General features: G+C 63.6%; 11 protein-coding genes and 1 pseudogene. 8 read left to right on the top strand and 4 right to left on the bottom strand.

Annotated elements, in window-relative coordinates; all coding sequences use genetic code 11:
- The first annotated feature begins 41 nt into the window (after positions 1–41).
- From ACP8LP_RS06895 to ACP8LP_RS06875, 5 genes are all read left to right on the top strand, one after another.
- Entirely contained in the window at positions 42–968 is a 927-nt protein-coding gene (locus tag ACP8LP_RS06895; RefSeq protein WP_279186917.1) for a T3SS (YopN, CesT) and YbjN peptide-binding chaperone 1, read from the top strand.
- An 89-nt stretch (positions 969–1,057) separates the two neighbouring features.
- Positions 1,058–1,912: a universal stress protein gene (locus ACP8LP_RS06890; RefSeq protein WP_016667515.1), complete on the top strand. Its 855-nt coding sequence runs from the start codon at positions 1,058–1,060 to the stop codon at positions 1,910–1,912.
- 361 nt (positions 1,913–2,273) lie between these two features.
- A complete protein-coding gene (gene hrpA / locus ACP8LP_RS06885; RefSeq protein ID WP_484483056.1) occupies positions 2,274–6,356 on the top strand; it encodes an ATP-dependent RNA helicase HrpA in 4,083 nt (1,360 codons plus the stop codon).
- A gap of 102 nt (positions 6,357–6,458) precedes the next feature.
- A complete protein-coding gene (gene gnpA / locus ACP8LP_RS06880) occupies positions 6,459–8,633 on the top strand; it encodes a 1,3-beta-galactosyl-N-acetylhexosamine phosphorylase (protein ID WP_484483055.1) in 2,175 nt (724 codons plus the stop codon).
- 54 nt (positions 8,634–8,687) lie between these two features.
- Entirely contained in the window at positions 8,688–9,596 is a 909-nt protein-coding gene (locus ACP8LP_RS06875; RefSeq protein ID WP_484483054.1) for an acyl-CoA thioesterase, read from the top strand.
- A 63-nt stretch (positions 9,597–9,659) separates the two neighbouring features.
- Here ACP8LP_RS06875 and ACP8LP_RS06870 read toward each other — a convergent pair whose 3' ends face one another.
- The gene (locus ACP8LP_RS06870; RefSeq protein ID WP_484483053.1) at positions 9,660–10,598 is read right to left on the bottom strand and encodes a sigma-70 family RNA polymerase sigma factor; all 939 of its coding nucleotides are present in this window, start codon (positions 10,596–10,598) and stop codon (positions 9,660–9,662) included.
- 331 nt (positions 10,599–10,929) lie between these two features.
- Here ACP8LP_RS06870 and ACP8LP_RS06865 point away from each other — a divergent pair, with 331 nt between their 5' ends.
- The gene (locus tag ACP8LP_RS06865; protein WP_484483052.1) at positions 10,930–12,483 is read left to right on the top strand and encodes an RNA polymerase sigma factor; all 1,554 of its coding nucleotides are present in this window, start codon (positions 10,930–10,932) and stop codon (positions 12,481–12,483) included.
- Positions 12,484–12,552: 69 nt separating this feature from the next.
- Here ACP8LP_RS06865 and ACP8LP_RS06860 read toward each other — a convergent pair.
- Positions 12,553–15,121, bottom strand: a pseudogene (locus ACP8LP_RS06860) (glycoside hydrolase family 2 protein).
- Positions 15,122–15,228: 107 nt separating this feature from the next.
- Between ACP8LP_RS06860 and ACP8LP_RS06855 the strand changes: the two are divergent.
- On the top strand, positions 15,229–15,840 hold the full coding sequence (locus ACP8LP_RS06855; RefSeq protein WP_016667524.1) for a TetR/AcrR family transcriptional regulator: 612 nt from the start codon (positions 15,229–15,231) through the stop codon (positions 15,838–15,840).
- Here ACP8LP_RS06855 and ACP8LP_RS06850 read toward each other — a convergent pair.
- A complete protein-coding gene (locus ACP8LP_RS06850; protein ID WP_036976581.1) occupies positions 15,781–16,962 on the bottom strand; it encodes an alpha/beta hydrolase in 1,182 nt (393 codons plus the stop codon). The genes ACP8LP_RS06855 and ACP8LP_RS06850 overlap by 60 nt on opposite strands.
- Before the next feature lie 191 nt (positions 16,963–17,153).
- Between ACP8LP_RS06850 and ACP8LP_RS06845 the strand changes: the two genes are divergently transcribed.
- Positions 17,154–17,735, top strand: a complete 582-nt coding sequence (locus ACP8LP_RS06845) for a GNAT family N-acetyltransferase (RefSeq protein ID WP_063279706.1) — start codon at positions 17,154–17,156, stop codon at positions 17,733–17,735.
- Positions 17,736–17,894: 159 nt separating this feature from the next.
- On the opposite strand, the gene ACP8LP_RS06840 is transcribed toward ACP8LP_RS06845, so the two are convergent.
- The gene (locus ACP8LP_RS06840) at positions 17,895–18,101 is read right to left on the bottom strand and encodes a DUF7455 domain-containing protein (RefSeq protein ID WP_016667527.1); all 207 of its coding nucleotides are present in this window, start codon (positions 18,099–18,101) and stop codon (positions 17,895–17,897) included.
- Positions 18,102–18,133: the final 32 nt, after the last annotated feature.

Genomic DNA, 18,133 nt, shown 5'->3' with positions numbered 1-18,133 from the left:
ACAGGCTGCACATCTGCCTCCGGACCTACTAGGTTGGAGGCATGGACGAGCCACCAGACTTCGCGTTCGACCTGGATCGCAGCACGGCACAGGCCTGGGACCAGTTCACCGAGCGTCTGGCCGAGGTCGTCTCCGTCATTGACGACGATGGTGAGTTGACGATCTCGACCATGTCAGCGCGCAATGACCCCACGCCCTTCATCCGGTTCGTGCAGGATGACCCCGATCACAGTGATGACACCGCGATGATTCTGGCCGAGGCGTCGAGCAACAGCTGTCTGCCGGACAGCTCTCAGCTCACCCCCGGCCAGCTCGACGGACTGAGCTCCCTGGGATGGCAGGACCCCGGAACCTGCACCTCTCACAAGACTGACAACTACTGGGTCTACCGAAGCCAGGATGACAGTGAACAGCTTGCTGAGCTGGCGGTGACGACCCTGCGTGACATCTTCGGTGTCCCCCACCCGGTCTTCCTGGCCCCCGACCAGCTCGCAGAGATTCTGCAGCCCGAACCTCCGCTGTCTCCCACCGAGGCGGCCAGCGTCCCCGCCATCATGCCGGTCGACAAGGATCACCTCGACCGCCTTGTGGCCGACGAGCTGTCCCAGATCTTCGGACACCCCGCCATTCGCGACAGCGAGGGAGATTTCGCCATCCGGGTGGGCACCTGCATGGTGTTCGTGCGAACCACTCCTGACGCCTCTGAACTACTGCTCTTCGCAGCTCTCGTCCATAACATCGAGGGACGGTCTCGAGCCGTCGAGGTGCTCAACGACCTCAACGTCCAGTCCCGCTACGGACGCTTCGCCCTGCATCAGGACCGGGTCTTCGTCACGATGTCAGTGATGGCTCGTCCGTTCGTTGCGGCACACTTGCACCAGGCAGTCTCCATCATGTCCAGGCTGGCTGACGGATTGGACAACGAACTGGCTCGCAAGCTGCACGGCAGAACCACTTTTGAAGAATGATCCGGACCCGATCCCTTTGTCACAAGGCAAGTGGTGGGACAATGTGACAAGGGGTTGACGCCCCTGACGTCTCACTGAGGAGGACCACCATGGCCGACGATCGAACCTCGTCAAGGACTCGCCGTACTACCGTCATCGTTGGAGTCGACGGCTCGGAGGACGGCCTGCGCGCCGCCCGGTACGCCGCAGGATCCGCGATCAGGAGAGATGCCGATCTCATTGTCCTTCACGCTGTTGACGATGCTGCTGTCGCCGGTGCCTGGGGCGTCGTCTATGACCCGACCGCTCTGCAGGACGCCGGCCAGGTCGTCGTCGATGACGCCATCAACGTCGCCAAGGGCCGCGGCATAGATCCCGATCGCATCTCGGGTGAGGTGGTTCTGGGTAACCCGGCGGCCATCCTTGCCGACCGCAGCGCAGACGCCCAGCTCGTCGTCGTCGGTCGTCGCGCCAGCTCCGGACTGGAGCGGATGTTCGTCGGATCGACCTCTGTGGCCGTGGCTGGCATGTCCGCCGCACCTGTTGTCGTCATCTCCCGTGCGTCGAACCCGGACCCGACCGGTGGCAAGAAGTGTGTGGCCGTCGCCGTCGGCCCTCAGAGCGCAGGAACTGCCGCTCTCGGATTCGGATTCGCCGAGGCGGACCACCGTGGCTGCAAGCTATTGGCCGTGACCGTTCCCGGCCAGGATTCCCAGAAGGTCCACGCCGAGGCACTCAAGCGACTCAACGAGGTCGTCAAGCCCGTCGCTGACGAGCATCCCGACGTCGAGGTTGAGACTCGGGTGCTCTCCGGTGAGCCAGTGGACGCCCTGGTCGACCTGTCCGGCGATATCGACCTCCTCGTCATCGGCATGAAGAAGCACCCGATCCTGGGATGGACCGCTGGCGGAGTCAGCCGTGGCATCATGGCTCACGCCCAGTCTCCGTTGGCCATTTGCCACTGACCTGTCGGCTTGAAGGACTACCAGTGGTTGTCCCGCCATGCGGTTGGTCCTCGAGGAGCTCATCACCGATGACATCTGCACCGTGTACTCCTACTCGGCGCCCTTCATCCCGATGAGCCCCTTCCCGGTGTGGTCGATCGCATCACCATCAGATCCTTCAGCAAGGACATCAACGAGAACAACGTCGTGACTGCGCAGCCTTTCACGCTCTGCGGCTGGCGATGCGCGTGGGGATTGACCAGATCACCGAGGCACTCGACCAGATCCAGCGGATGGAGATCTTCACGGCTTGACCGACGAGACGGTGGCCAGCACGAGCCCGTCGCTGAGTGTCAGACCTCTCACATAAACTGAATAGGCCATGCCTGATTCACGACTGGAAGGTGAGCTGCCCGGTGGGGGAGTCGTCGCCTTCGACACCGAGCTTCCCATCGCGGCGCATGCCGACGAGATCGCAGACCTCATCCAGGACCATCAAGTCGTGGTGGTCGCCGGTGAGACAGGTTCGGGAAAGACCACCCAGCTTCCCAAGATCTGCCTGGCACTGGGGCGTCGACACATCGCCCACACCCAGCCTCGCCGGATTGCCGCGCGCAGCGTCGCCGAACGCGTCGCGGAGGAGATGGGGGTCGATCTGGGGGAACAGGTTGGCTATCAGGTGCGGTTCACCCGTCGCGCCACCTCTGACACTGCGCTGACGGTCATGACCGACGGTGTGCTGCTGGCCGAGATCTCCCATGATCGCGACCTGCGCGCTCACGACACCATCATCATCGACGAGGCTCATGAGCGTAGCCTCAACATCGACTTCCTGCTCGGCTACCTCAAGCAGCTACTGCCACGACGTCGCGACCTCAAGGTCATCATCACCTCGGCCACCATCGACACCGCGAGGTTCGCGGCCCACTTCGACGACGCTCCCGTCATCGAGGTCTCCGGACGGACCTATCCCGTCGAGGTGCGATACCGCCCCCTGGATCCCTCGGAACAGGTCCGCGCCGATGACGAGGATGAGGACAAAGAGCCCTCGGAGCGTCCCTCGACTCCTGCCCCGGTCGATACGAAGGACGAGGTCATTGACCAGGTCACCGGTATCTGCAGAGCTGTCGAGGAGCTCACCCGGGAAGGAGAGGGCGACATCCTCGTCTTCCTGGCGGGCGAGCAGGAGATCCGGGAGACCACCGAGGCTCTCGCCGACCTCGGACTGGCCAACACCGAGATTCTGCCGCTGTTCGCTCGGCTGTCGGCTGCCGAACAGCATCGGGTCTTCACCCCGCACAGCGGCCGGCGCATCGTGCTGGCCACAAATGTCGCCGAGACCTCCCTGACGGTGCCGGGCATCCGTTACGTCATCGATCCTGGAACTGCTCGTATCTCGCGGTACTCAGTGCGTACCAAGGTGCAACGTCTTCCCATCGAGCCGGTCTCCCAGGCTAGTGCGAACCAGCGGGCCGGACGATGCGGCCGCGTCGCTCCCGGTATCTGCATTCGTCTCTACTCGGAGGCCGACTTCGAGTCCCGTCCAGAGTTCACCGAACCCGAGATCCTGCGCACCAACCTGGCCGCCGTCATCCTCCAGATGGCCCAGGCTCGACTCGGTGCCATCACTGACTTCCCCTTCGTCGAGCCTCCCGATCGCTCCCGGATCAATGACGGAATCCGCCTGCTCGACGAGCTGGGAGCCCTCAAACCTGGCCATCGGGACGCTCCCAGACTGACCAAGATTGGCCATCAGCTTGCCCGTGTCCCGCTGGATCCACGTCTGGGGCGCATGCTGCTTGAGGGGTCGAAACAGGGCAGTCTCGCTGAGGTCCTCGTCATCGTCGCGGCACTGTCCATCCGCGATGTCAGGGAGCGCCCCGCCGAGAAGCGGGAGGAGGCCGACAACTTCCACCGACGTTTCGCCACCGAGGCGAACCTGCTGCAGACCCTCCAGGCCGTCGACGACGCCGACAACAACCGGGTGGGGGACTGGTCCCAGGTTCGTCAGCAGGTACACCGGCAGCCCGCCAACGCCCCGACACCGGGGACACCGGCGCGCCACACCCCTCACACCAATTCCCGTCCGGGCAAGCCTGCCCCTCAGCCCCAGCCTGGTGGGATCGACGAGGGCGGGGACATCCTGGCCATCCACCGACTGTGGCGCTACCTGCGTCATCAGCGTCGGCAGATGGGATCCTCGGCGTTTCGTCGTATGTGCCGGGCTGAGTACATCAATTACCTGCGCGTGCGCGAATGGGACGACCTGCACGGCCAACTGCGCCAGATCGCCAAGGAGCTGCACCTGGAGGTCAACCGCACCTCGGCTCCCACCGACCGTGTTCTCGTCGCATTGTTGTCCGGCCTGCTCTCCCACATCGGTCTGGCCCAGGTTCGGGAGTCCTCGAAACGTCGCGGCCAACGTCCTGGACCTCAGGAGTACATCGGTGCTCGCGGCACCAAGTTCGCCATCAATCCCGGATCCCTGCTGGCGCGCAAGTCCCCGGAACTTGTTGTCGCCGTCGAACTGGTGGAGACCTCCCGGCTGTGGGCCCGGACGGTGGCCGCCGTCCAGCCGGAGTGGGTGGAGGAGGTCGCCGGACCGCTCATCAAGCGTTCCTGGGCCGCTCCGCACTGGGCAGCCTCGACGGCCTCCGTGGTCGCCACCGAGCGGGCGGCCCTCTTCGGGGTACCGCTGTGGGCAGATCATCGCGTCAACTACGGGCGCATAGACCCGGTCGTCTCCCGGCAGATCTTCATCCGTTCCGCTCTGGTGGAGCGGGACTGGCGATCCAACCACGGCTTCCTCAAGCACAATGACCGGGTCCGGGATGAGGCAGCCGACCTCGAGGAACGTAGCCGTCAGCGCGGATTGGTCGCCGACGATGACGCCATCTTCGCCTTCTACGACCGTCGTGTTCCGGAAGGCATTGTCTCGGGATCCCATTTCGACGCCTGGTGGAGACGAGTCCAGGATCGTCACCAACTCGACCTGTCCCTTGATGACCTCGTCGACTCCGACTCGGTCGACGCCGACGCCTTCCCCGACCATTGGAAGGTTGGCAATCTCGATCTTCCGGTGCGTTACGTCTTCGAACCTGGATCCGGCCATGACGGTGTCACCGTCACTATTCCGCTGGCCCTGCTCAACCAGGTTCCGACCGCTCCTTTCAGCTGGCAGGTTCCGGGTCTGCGCACCGAGTTGGCCACCGAGCTCATCCGGGCCCTCCCGAAACGGATCCGGACCCAACTTGTCCCCGCTCCTGACCGTGCCCGAGCTGCGCTGACCTGGCTCGAGGGCAACGACGCTGACCGTCAAGCCCCTTTCACCGAGGAACTCGGGCGAGCATTGCGGGCTCTCACCGGGGTCATCGTCGACGCCGATGGCTGGAACACCGCAGCGCTCCCAGCGCACTTGCGGGTCGGGTTCGACATCGTTGACGCCGAGGGGCGCACCGTCGGCAAGGAGCCCGGGAAGAAGGGTAGGAACAAGTCGACCTTCTCCCAACCCAAGCACGTCGCCAGGTCCGAGGACCTGGAATCCCTTCAGACCGATCTGGCCACCAAGGTCTCGCAATCCTTGACCAAGGCCGCCGGACGACCTCAGGTCCATGGGGCGACGCAGTGGACCTTCGATCCGATCCCGGAACGGGTTGACCTGTCGCGCAAGGGGGCTGACGCCGTCGGCTACCCATGTCTGGTTGATGAGGGAACTGCGGTCGGTAGCACCGTTCTCGACACTCCGAGGGCTCAACGCGCCAGCCACGCCGCAGGAGTCGTCAGGCTGTTCGTCCTCACCCTGCCCGATCCGACGAAGTGGGTCGTCTCGCACATGGACAATGGCACGAAGTTGGCGTTGGCGACCTCGCCATATCCCACCGTGCCGGCATTGCTGGCAGATGCGCGTCACAAGGCGGTTGCCTCGGTTGCTCATGAGAAGGCGGGCGATCTGTCGGGGATTCGGACGAAGGAGGCTTTCGACGACCTTTCCCTGGCCGTCCGTCAGGACCAGGCCGACCGGATGGCCCGAGTGGTGCGCACCGCCGGGCGGATCCTCGCCCGACTCGTCGACGCCCGTCAGGCCCTGGCAATGGTTTCGGATCCGGCAATTCGCGCCGACATCACCACTCAGATTGATGACCTCGTCTTCGAGAACTTCATCTCGGCCACCCCGGATCCCTGGTACGACGACATGCCGCGCTGGATCCAGGGGGTGAGCGTGCGCATCGAGTCCCTCATGACGAATCCGACGCGCGATCTCCGCCAGATGGCTGAGTTGGAGCCGCTTCTGGTCGAGTACGACGCCCTGTGCGAGGAACAGCCGGCTGGCAAGCTTCCCGCCGAGATCGAGGAGATCGGGTTCATGTTGGAGGAGCTTCGCGTCCAGTACTTTGCCCAGCGCCTCGGAACCAGGGTCACCGTCTCCCCGAAACGGATTCGCTCCGCGATGAACAAGGTGTCCTGACCACAGCCATGAACACGTTCACATGGAGTGAGCGAGAGGCCGGATCCATCGCCTCGCCGCCGGTAGGATCGTGGCCCGGCCGCACTCAAGGAGGAATGCCCCATGCCCCCGTCTGATCCCCGCTTCTCGGGTCGAGTCACCCTGCCAGTTGAGGAGGGGATGGACGACGAGTTGGCTGCGATCATCGATTGTCTCGGTGCCGACGCGGTGCGTAACAGTGACGGCACCTGGTTGCCGAAGATTGTCTCCAACCTGGGGACGAAGGTCTACTCAACCCGTTTCTGTGCCCGTGGGGACGAGGCCTGGGCCCTGGACCATCTCGACGAGCACGTCAGCCTGTACCTGTGTTCCGATCGAGTCCCGGCCCTGGAGGACGGTCCGCTCGAGATCCACATCATGCGTGGGTTCTTCGCTGAGCAGGTTCGCCCCGACACAGATGTCGACGTCAAGCGATGGTGGCAGGTACGGGACCGCACCACCGGCGAGGTCGTCGACGACTGGACTGTGAGTGGCGAGGGTGCCGACTGCGTCGTGGCGGTGCCCGCGACGGCCGGACACGTCTACACCGTCGCATTCCTGGCAGCCCAGCTGTGGGACACCACCCAGATGTACAACTACACGACGAATCACTGGGAGAACGATCCCACTCGCAGCAAGGAGCATCCCTTCGACGTCGTGCACCCTGCCACCTGGAATCACGTCCAGGAGTCCTTGTCCGAGTGGCTCGACGCCCACCCAGAGGTCGACGTCGTCCGTTTCACGACCTTCTTCTACCATTTCACCCTCTACTTCAATGAGCAGGCCAAGGAGAAGTTCGTCGACTGGTTCGGCTACTCCGCGAGCGTTTCGGTACCTCTCATGGAAGCCTTCGAGGCCGAGACCGGCTGGCAGATCAACCCGGAGGACTTCGTCGACGCCGGCTATCACAACTCGTCCTTCCGCCCGCCCTCCCAGTTTTTCCTGGCGTGGATCGACTTCGTCAACCGCTTCGTGACTGACCGAGTGCGTCGACTCGTCGAGATCTGCCATGACAAGGGCCGCGAGGCGATGATGTTCCTCGGGGACAACTGGATTGGCACCGAGCCCTATGGTGAGCTCTTCGCCACCACCGGTCTGGACGCCGTGGTCGGCTCGGTGGGATCGTCCGCCACCTGCCGGATGATCTCCGACATCCCTGGTGTCCACTACACCGAGGGACGATTCCTTCCCTACTTCTTCCCCGACGTCTTCAATGACGAGGGGGACCCGGTGGGGGAGGCGAATACCTCCTGGGTGCAGGCCCGTCGCGCTATCGTCCGCAAGCCCCTGGACCGTATTGGCTACGGCGGATACCTCTCCCTGGCCAATCAGTACCCGGAGTTCATGGAGCGAATTGCGCAGATCTGCCAGGAGTTCCGCGACATCTGGGAGCGCAGCGGCGGAAAGACCCCGCGCACCGCTCCGTTCCGGGTTGGCATCCTCAACTGTTGGGGAGCCCGTCGTACCTGGATGTCCCACATGGTCGCCCATGCCCTGTACTACAAGCAGGCGGCACCGTACCTGGGCGTCGTGGAAGCGCTGGCGGGCCTGCCCTTCAACATCGACTGGCTCGATTTCGACGACATTCGTGACGGCGTTCCCGAGGGAATCGGGGTACTCGTCAACACCGGCTCTGCCGGGACAGCCTTCTCGGGGGCCCAGGAGTGGTCCGACGTCACGGTGCAGGCAGCAGTGCGCACCTTCGTGGCTCGTGGTGGCGGTTTCATCGGGGTGGGCGATCCCACCTACTGGCCTGGCGACGGAGCGTGTTTCCGGCTCTCTGACGTCCTCGGCGTCGATCGTGAGATCGGCTGGAGCCTGTCGACCGACCGCTACCCGAATGTCGTCGACTCTCATTTCATCACTGACGGTCTGGCCCTGGATGTCGGACCAGTCGCTCCCGAGATCGTCCCGGTCTGTGACGACACCGAGGTTCTGGAGCTCCATGACGGCTCGATACATGCTGCCGTCCACACCCTCGGCAAGGGGCGGGCGGTCTATCTCGCCGGTCTGCCGTACACCGTGGACAACTCGCGACTACTACACCGGGCGATCTGGTGGGTCGCTGGTCGCGACGACGAGTTCGCAGACCAGTTCATCGCGGATGATCCTCGCGTCGAGACGGCCTGCTATGACGAGGCTGGCCTGCTGCTGGTGACCAACCTCAGTTTCGACAAGGTGACGACGACCATCAGTGGTCTGGACGACGAGGTGACTCTTGCCCCGGCCGGGTCTGCCTGGATCGACATCTCCGCTTGACGATGAGAACCCGAATTCGCTGTGCCGGACCTGTCGATCTGGCACAGTGGCTGGGTGCCATCGACGACTGCTGAACTGCTTGACCTGCTCGATCTCGAGGACTTGGACCTCGACCTGTTCCGAGGTAAACAACCTCGCACGACGTGGCAGCGAACCTTCGGTGGTCAGGTGCTTGCCCAGGCTCTGGTGGCCGGTGCTCGCACGGTCCCCGAGCGTACTGCCCACTCCATGCATGCCCTCTTCCTACATGCCGGTCGCACTGACCTACCGATGATTTTCGACGTCGAGCGGATTCGTGACGGACGGACATTCAGCACTCGTCGGGTCAATGCTCGCCAGCACGGCCGGACGATCTTCACCGCGGAGCTGTCCTTCAAGAACCGTGAGAACGGACCGGAGCACTCCGATCCGATGCCGGACTACCTGCCTGGTCCGGAGAAGTGTCCGACCCTGGCCCAGGCCTTGGAACAGATGTTCGGACGGTCGATGCCGACCGTCAAGGAATGGGACGCCCTCGACGTCCGGCTGGCCAGTGACGGGTCCAACCTCGTCGACCCCAACCACGTCACCCATCTGAGCTTGTGGGTTCGCACCACCGCGAGCCTTCCTGACGATCGGGTGGTGCAGCGGGCCATCCTCGCCTACATCTCCGACATCAGCTTGATGGCCGGTGCCGTCATGCCCCATCTGGGGTCGATCCCACCGGGCATGATCGTCAATCCGGCCTCCTTGGACCACGCGATGTGGTTCCACCGCACTGCCAACGCAGATGAGTGGATGCTCTACGACCAGGTTTCCCCAAGCGCCTCGGGTCTACTCGGATTCTCCATGGGCCGCTTGATGCAAGATGGAAAGCTCATCGCGTCGTGTTGCCAGGAGGGAGTCATGAAGCTGGTGGACGCCAACGACGTGGATGCCTCGGTGACCTTCCCCGTTGGGCCCCGACCAACGGCCACGTCATGACGACAACGATGGCCCCGGATTTCTCCGAGGCCATCGTTGTCGTTGGTGATGTCGTTGTAGGGATCAGGCAGCCATGGTGGCCAGGTTGCGCTGACGCATGGTGGCCAGGGCGGCACGCTCGATCTGACGGACGCGCTCAGCGGTGATTCCCCACACCTTGCCGATGTCAGCGAGCTTGGCCTGGCGGCCGTCAACGAGTCCGTAGCGACGACGGACGACGTCGGCGGAACGCTCGTCAAGATCGTCGAGCAGACCTTCGAGACGACCACGGTCCTCGGCGTCCAGGACGATGTCGTCGGGACCGGGGGAGGTCTCACGGGCAATGAGGTCACCCAGGCTGGTGTCTCCGTCGTCCTCGACCGGGGCGTCGAGGGAGACGTGGTCGCGTCCGAAGCGGATGAGCTCGATGACGCGCTCCTCGGTGATCTCCAGCTCATCAGCGATCTCATCGGTCTCGGGCTCGCGGCCCAGCTGGCGCTCGAGGTTGCGGCGAGCGGCTGAGACCTGGTTCACCTGTTCGGCGACGTGCACCGGGAGGCGGACGATGCGGCCCTGTTGAGCAATACCACGGCTGATGGCCTGACGAACCCACCAGGTGGCGTAGGTCGAGAACTTGAAGCCCTTGGCGTAGTCGAACTTCTCGACGGCGCGAATGAGGCCGGTATTGCCTTCCTGCACTAGGTCAAGAAGCGGCATCTGGGAGCGACCGTACTTTCTGGCCACCGACACGACCAGACGCAGGTTGGCGCGCACGAAGTGGGCCATTGCCTCGTCACCGTCAGCCGCGATGAGATGAAGCTCCTCCTCAGTGGCATCCAACTTGGTCTCGGCCTGACCCTCGAGAACGGCGCTTGCAAACACACCCGCTTCGATCCGGCGGGCCAACGCAACCTCCTCTGCGGCATTGAGCAGTGGGGTGCGGGCGATTCCGTCCAGGTAGAGGCCGACCGCGTCCTTTCCATCAATGCCATCGGTGGTACGAACCCGGGACTTGGTGTCCATGTGTTTCGCCTTTCTCCGTCTGACTGGTTGACACCTATATCAACGCCCGAAGGGATCGAATGTCATCCCTCATCAGCGGAAGAGTGCCTGCAGTCGTGGGCGAAGGCGGAGGATCAGACTGTGGTCGTACACGGTTGCGCAGTGCAGCCATTCCATGGCAGGAGGGTGGGAGAGGGTGTCCCAGTTTGTGTCATCGGTTACGGGGTGCCACACTTGGCACAAGGTCTTGACGCCTGCCGGGCGTCGTATGCCCTTGGGTCCGTCAGGCGTGTGTTCGCCGATTCTCCCGGACTCATTTTGGAGGGGACAGCACTGAAGGACTGGTCAGTCCTTGGAGAGGATACCCGTGTCGACCACCACGTCCAGCACTGCAAACACCGCTGCAGACGAGGAGGCGAAGACAGCCACCACGAGGAAGAGCACACGTTCCACCTCTGCCAAGACCGGTACCACCGGCCGAGCCAGGAAGACCACGACGAAGACGAGCGCTTCATCGACCACCAAATCATCGGCCAAGAAGTCTGCCGATGAGGCCAAGGCTCCCGCAGCCAAGAAGGCTGCGGGAGCCAAGACTGGTGCGAAGTCCACCAAGACGACCGCAGGCGGGACGATGAAGACCTCCGGTTCGAAGGCTTCCGGAACCAAGTCGACGACGAAGCCGTCCGGAACCAAGTCCACTGGTACTAGGAAGTCCACGGCCAAGAAGTCGACCACCAGGGCGAAGGCCAAGAAGGAAACCACCATCGCCGAGGCTGCTTCCGGAGCGGTCGACGTGACGGTGGAGCGCGATGGCGACGACGTTGTACTGACCGTTGGCGGCAAGAAGCGTTCCCTCGATGACGTCGACGACCGGGACTACAATCCGGACGAGGCCGCCAAGGACGAGCAGCAGATCAACAAGGAGACCGAGGGGTTCTCCCTGTCCGACAATGATGATGCCGACGAACCCGAGCAGACCGTCATGGTCGCGGGTGCCACCGCCGACCCCGTCAAGGATTACCTCAAGCAGATCGGCAAAGTGGCCCTGCTGAACGCTGTCGAGGAGGTTGACCTCGCCAAGCGTATTGAGGCTGGCCTGTTCGCCGGCGAGCAGCTGGCCGCCTCGGACACCAAGATCCCCGAGAAGGATCGCGAGGACTACGAGTGGATCGCCGAGGACGGCAAGGCCGCCAAGAACCACCTGCTGGAAGCCAACCTCCGACTGGTGGTGTCACTGGCCAAGCGCTACACCGGCCGCGGCATGCTCTTCCTCGACCTCATTCAGGAAGGAAACCTCGGCCTCATTCGCGCCGTCGAGAAGTTCGACTACACCAAGGGCTACAAGTTCTCGACCTACGCGACGTGGTGGATCAAGCAGGCCATCACCCGAGCCATGGCTGACCAGGCCCGCACCATCCGTATTCCGGTGCACATGGTCGAGGTCATCAACAAGCTGGCCCGAGTGCAGCGTCAGATGCTCCAGGACCTGGGACGCGAACCCACCCCGGAGGAGCTGGCCAAGGAACTTGACATGACCGCTGAGAAGGTCGTCGAGGTGCAGAAGTACGGCCGTGAGCCGATTTCCCTGCACACCCCACTGGGTGAGGACGGCGACTCCGAGTTCGGCGATCTCATTGAGGATTCCGAGGCCATCGTGCCGGCCGACGCCGTCAACTTCACCCTCCTGCAGGAGCAGCTCCACGACGTCCTCGACACCCTGTCCGAGCGCGAGGCCGGCGTCGTCTCGATGCGATTCGGCCTGACCGACGGCCAGCCGAAGACCCTCGACGAGATCGGCAAGGTGTACGGCGTCACCCGTGAGCGCATTCGCCAGATCGAGTCCAAGACGATGTCGAAACTGCGCCACCCGAGCCGCTCCCAGGTGCTGCGCGATTACCTCGAATGAGGAATCATCACGACGAATGAAGGGGCGCCCGATCGGGCGCCCCTTCGTCATGTCCGAGTGATCAAGACATCATCGTTTGACATCGTCAAGGAAGTGACGGACGGTGATCTCGTCAGGATTGAACCCGTCGGGTAGCCCTTCGAGGTTCATGACGACAGTCTTCCCCGGCCGCATGTCGAGGGCCGAGACGTCAGCTCGGGCGCCGGGCCACGGCGTCAGAACGCGGACGAAATAGGCGAACTTCGAGGCCCTCACCCGGACCTTCGCCGTCGTGATTCCCGTCGGCGTCACCTCGACATCGAGTTCGGGGTCGGGCAGGGCGAGGTCAGCTATGTGCGTCAGGAAGAGCCGGTTGCTCGGCAGCATTGCCCCTTCAACCCACACGTAATGGCCGCCGTTCACCGGCACCTGGGCACGCGGTACCGACCACACCCTCTCTGACGTGGATGCCGGAACGGACACCTTGACCTCGTGCGTCTGCTCAACAGTGCCGTCAAATCCCTCGATGCTGGCGGTCACCGTGTCGATGACGCGATTTGGCTGGACGTTGCTGACCCACAGTTCCAGGGCTTCGTCAGTCAGTCGCAGGATGGTAGGGCCGGAGCGAATGCTCGAGCCGCGGCGTAATAGCCCGGCTTGGCCCCGAGATCATGATCGAGAAGGGACCACGTCATCCCTGGCCAAGGTTCATTGAGCTGCCAGACCAAGGTGCCGGCGCAGTGGGGCCAACGACGTCGATAGTGCTCGATGCCGTACTTGAGCCCCTCAGCCTGCACCACCTGGGTAGAGGTGACGTAGGACTGGAGCGAGGTGGGTCTCCCGACCTCGTACTTGAGGAGGGCCATCCCCTTGGCCTTCGGAGTGTCCTTGTTGCGTGCGATGAGCACCGGATCGTCGAGCTTCAGATGGTCCCTGCCGAGCCACCTCTCGAGGGTGGGTAGATCGGCGCTGGCGTGGATGCCGAACTCGCTGATGAAACGCCCGGTGTCATGGCGATAGCGGTGGAAGTGCATGGCCTCGGCCGGGCTGGCATAGTCCTCGTGGGTTCCGGCTCCGACGTCGGCTCCGTGCCGAACCTCCCAGGCATGACGATCGCCGGCACCGGTGCCACTGACACGCGGGTCCGTGCCGGAGTCAGTGGCAGGGCTGTTGGCCCAGTAATCCACGGTGGGACTGTTGCGACGAACGGCCTCGGGCAAGATCTCGTCAAAGATCTCCGATCCCCACTGGCCGGGGTCCAGGTTGCTCCAGACAGCCTGGTGCATGGCCTGCACCTCGTTGCCGCCAGCCCACAGCGCAAGGCTCGGGTGACTGGCCAGACGACGGGTGTGGTAATCGGCCTCGGTACGCACATCAGACATGAATTCCTGGTCGTCACCGGGGTAGTCGATGCAGGCGAACATGAAGTCGTGCCAGACGAGGATGCCATTCTCGTCGCAGGCGTCCATGAAGGCATCGGAGGCGTAGATCCCGCCACCCCAGACACGCACCATCGTCATTCCGCCGTTGCGGCAGGCGCGTACGAGATCGCGATCCTGTTCCGGGGTCACCGAGCCCACCAACATTGACTGCGGAACGAGGTTGGCGCCCCGGGCGAAGACCGGCACACCGTTGAGGATGAAGCGGAAGTGACGAGCGGGCCCGTCGCACTCGGGATCATCGGGATCGGGGGAGTGGTCGACCTCGATCGTCCGGATACCGGCCGTCCCGGACTCCGTGGCGATGATGTTGGCGTCCTTGTCATGGGCATTGACCTCGAGACGATACAACGACGGCTCGCCGAGATCGTGGGTCCACCACAGTTGCGGATGCTCGATGTGCAGCTCGACCGTGGCCACCCCGTCGCGGATGCGGGCATGGCCACCGGTGCGCTCTCCGGCGGGCGAGGTCAAGGAGACGTCGACGCCGAGAGGCCGAGGGCCGTCATGATGGGTGACGGCCACGATGACCTTGACCGAGGCGGAGTCCCCGGAGATGGAGACGGTCTCGACGCGATGAGTGAGCTCGACAGGCGCCCGTCGGTACAGTTCTACCGTCCCCGTCAGTCCGATGGAGGGAACGCGCGGGGCAAAGCCCCATCCCCACGAGAACATCCCCTTGCGGCGTCGAGTCGCAGCCAGATCGAGGGTGAGGATCCCGGCTCCGGGGTCGGTGTCGAGCTCCTGTGGAGCCGCCGCATTGAGGAAGTCGCTCACGGCATTGACCATGGCCCGCGTGGCAGGCGGCTCGGGGAGACCGTCCAACGGGGGAGCGAAACGAATGAGGACTTCGGCCTGGTCCCCGTCAATGGGTGGAAGGATGGTCGAGAAGGGACGGTACTGGCTCGCATGGCGTCCGACGTGCTCTCCGTCGACCCAGATGTCCGCGACCGTGTCGACTCCTGTCAAGGACAGGACGAGGGGATCCTCCCCACTCGGCACAGGCAGGGTCCCGCGATACCACCAGGCGCGTCCTCGACCCAGCGACAGTCCTTCTCGTGGTTCCTCAGGTAGGGGTGATCAATCACCCCGGCAGAAATGAGGCTTTCGTGGACACCACCTGGTACCACCGCGTCGATCCACTCGCAATCTTCGGCGGCCAACTCGACTGGATCGACGACACGCGGGTTGCTTGAGGTGAGCTGGAAGAGGGCACTCATGAGAACTCCTTTGTCGGCCCGGGGCACATCTAAAACCTAGAACGGCTCAGTATTCATTGGTGGGCCCGGGGGCAGGCAGTCCGCGTTTTCCCTCTATCGTTGGGCCCATGGCAGTGACGACGAAAACCTCGGCTCGACGTGGACCATACGCCAAGGGGGTTGCTCGCAGAGCCGAGATCCTTGACGTCGCCCTGCGGCTCTACGGCGCAAGTTCCGGCGAACGACCCACCCTGGCTGCCATTGCCGCTGAGGTCGGTCTCACGGAGGCTGGCGTGTTGCATTATTTCGGGACGATGGACGAGCTCTTCGTCGCCATCCTGGAGGCTCGCGACGCTCACGCCGTCGACGCCGGCGCGCTCACCGACCCCGATCATGTCTGGGCATACATGGCTGGGACGACCCGCACACCGGGGTTGACGAAGCTCTTCGTCGACATGAGTGTGGCAGCCGCCGACCCCAACCATCCCGCACATGCCTTCATGGAAAGGCACCGCCAACGAGTCCACGAAGTTGTCAGGATGGCACTGAGGATCGATGACGAGCAGGCCGTGCGGCTGGCGGTGGCGGCGGCCGAGGGCTTGCAGATGAGGTGGATCCAGAACAAGGACACCGACATCGCCGGGGATCTCGAGGCCTTGGCCCGGGTGCTCACCAGCGGATCACTGGTGCTCGCTGAGGAAGGTCTGCCCGAGACTGGTGACGGCCTGGAATCCCAATGAGTCTCGCGCCTGGGCGTCGAAGGCATGGTTGAGCATTGGCAATTGCACGTGCGTAATGTCCACCCCGGCCTGGCGAGCGCGAGCAACGAAGTCTCGCACACTCGAGGGCGGAACGAAGGTGTCGTGATTACCCTGGATCACCATCGTCGGAGGAGCCTTGGCTGTGATCCAGGTGGAACTGTTGACGGCGCGGTAGCGATCAGGGAATTGTTCTGGGGTGCCACCGGTGTACTTCGTCGCGGCATTTCCCGCCCCCAGGGTGGTGACTGACTGGACGGCTGCGACATCCACCGTCGGGTACAGGGCGAGAACTGATTTCGGGGCTCGCACCGGTCCGCAGGAACTGGTCAGCTTCCCACTCGCGGCGCCGTAGGCCAGGTTGATGGCCATCCCACCGCCAGCGGAATCCCCCATGATCGACACTCGGGTCGGGTCGCCACCGAGCTCCTTGGCGTGAGACAGGCTCCAGGCCCAGGCACACGCCACCTGCTTCGGTGCGATGTCCCAGGTGGGGTGACTTTTGGACGCCAGGGTGTACGAGGGACGGATGACCAACCAGCCATGGTCGGAAAACCACCTCAAGGTGGCAGGCATGGTGGCATTGGTGTTCCATCCTCCGCCGTGAATGTCGACCAGAACCGGGGTATCGTGGTTTCGCGGACGATAGATCTGGGCCGTCTCGTCGGGTCCCGATCCATACCGGACCGTCTCGTCAGGATGATCTGCCATCGATGACACCGCAGCGGCTGAGAAGACGTTGATCCATCCACCGGCCCGATCGGTCACCCACATCGTCGACGCTGTGACGGATGTCGGAATGATGAGGGCCATCACCGAGATGACGACCGCCGTCATTCGCAGGCCACCTCGTCCCAGAAGGGCGAGGATGAGGGCAATGGCGGCAATGACCAATGCCGGTACGGCCAACGAACCCGCCAGAACGGAGGAGACGAAGGTCAGGGCATGGTGGGACGGCAGGATCGCAGCCACTGACCACGCCAGCACTGGAACGGCTAGTACCAGACCCACGAGACCAGAAGCGGTGCGTAGCCAGGAATGACGAGAGCCTTTCGTGTCTGCCACGCGTCCACCGTACTCAAGGGCTGTGGTCGGTGGGATCATGGTGCGGGAGGGAGCGATGGTTATTCGGATCAGACAGGCGGCCGCCGGCGACGGGCAGGCCATTGCGGCGTGCATGAGGAGATGTTGGAGGAGTCCTTCCTCAACTGTTCGCCATGGTGTCTGGACTGGTTCGACAATTCGACCGTTGCGAACCGGGCCTCGGTGAGGCCCCGGACCGGTAGGATCAGGCCATGGATACGTCAGTCAATGTTGACACGTCGTCAAGACCGGCGCACGACCCGGCCACCGCTCCCGGTCGTTTCGTCGTCAGGGACGCTCATCGCGAGGACCTTCCTGAGGCTGCGGCTGTTCAGGCAGTGTGCTTCCGGGAAATCGGTCAGGGGGTGATCCCCAATGACATCCTCACCGAGGTTACTGGCCCCGGTATCGTCCACACCACGATTGAGCAGTGGAAGCAGTTCATGGACGACGGCGCGGTCTTCAAGATCCTTGTCGATCGCCTCGACATGAGGACCGTCGGAGTGGCGATGGCACGTATCTCCACCAGCCCGGATGCTCCCACCCCGTGGGAGGTTGCGACCCTTCACGTCCTTCCCGAAGCTCGTAACTGCGGTGCCTCGGACGACCTCCTCAACGCCTGCATCGGGCATCGCTCAGCCTACGTGTGGGTCTTCGCCGACAACGCCCGCGCGATCACGTTCTACGAGCGTCACGGGTTCCACGTCGACGACACCGATGGTGCGGTCGACGATTCGCTCGGTGGGGTGGAGCTCCAACGGCTCATCCGCGAGGACGTGATCGAAGCCGAATGACGGTCCACCTGGTTGCTGTAGGTCGTTGCCAGACACCCAACTCTGGGGGTCGCCGGTGGCACCAGACAGTGCAACGGCGTGGGCAGTCAGGGGGGCGAATTCGGCGCTGCACCGCCGTCCGGGGCGGTAGACCCCGACACGCCGACGATCGCGGGTTCCTCAGGTATGGGAGGAGAGTTTCGTGGTGTCGTCCTGGATGTGCAGGGCCACCTGCTTCAGCTTGTCCTCGTGAGCCCTGGCATGGTGGGCACAGAAGAGGAGCTCGCCACCATTGCGCAGTGTGATGCGCACATAGGCCTGTGCGCCGCAACGATCACAACGGTCCGCAGTGGTGAGGGCGTGGTGCTCGATCATCGTGGTGCTCATGACAACCTCCTCCGGTTCACGCGTTCGGTCAC

It is taken from the genome of Cutibacterium sp. LaCa_89 (assembly GCF_058177555.1).
Note: the sequence above shows the minus strand (reverse complement) of the source record. Positions and strands in the feature narration are given on the sequence as shown.

Bases quoted from the DNA above. Each gene is read 5' to 3' on its own strand.
- ACP8LP_RS06895 (WP_279186917.1), top strand. From the start codon at position 42: ATGGACGAGCCACCAGACTTCGCGTTCGACCTGGATCGCAGCACGGCA.
- ACP8LP_RS06890 (WP_016667515.1), top strand. From the start codon at position 1,058: ATGGCCGACGATCGAACCTCGTCAAGGACTCGCCGTACTACCGTCATC.
- hrpA (WP_484483056.1), top strand. From the start codon at position 2,274: ATGCCTGATTCACGACTGGAAGGTGAGCTGCCCGGTGGGGGAGTCGTC.
- gnpA (WP_484483055.1), top strand. From the start codon at position 6,459: ATGCCCCCGTCTGATCCCCGCTTCTCGGGTCGAGTCACCCTGCCAGTT.
- ACP8LP_RS06870 (WP_484483053.1), bottom strand. From the start codon at position 10,598: ATGGACACCAAGTCCCGGGTTCGTACCACCGATGGCATTGATGGAAAG.
- ACP8LP_RS06855 (WP_016667524.1), top strand. From the start codon at position 15,229: ATGGCAGTGACGACGAAAACCTCGGCTCGACGTGGACCATACGCCAAG.
- ACP8LP_RS06850 (WP_036976581.1), bottom strand. From the start codon at position 16,962: ATGATCCCACCGACCACAGCCCTTGAGTACGGTGGACGCGTGGCAGAC.
- ACP8LP_RS06845 (WP_063279706.1), top strand. From the start codon at position 17,154: ATGGATACGTCAGTCAATGTTGACACGTCGTCAAGACCGGCGCACGAC.
- ACP8LP_RS06840 (WP_016667527.1), bottom strand. From the start codon at position 18,101: ATGAGCACCACGATGATCGAGCACCACGCCCTCACCACTGCGGACCGT.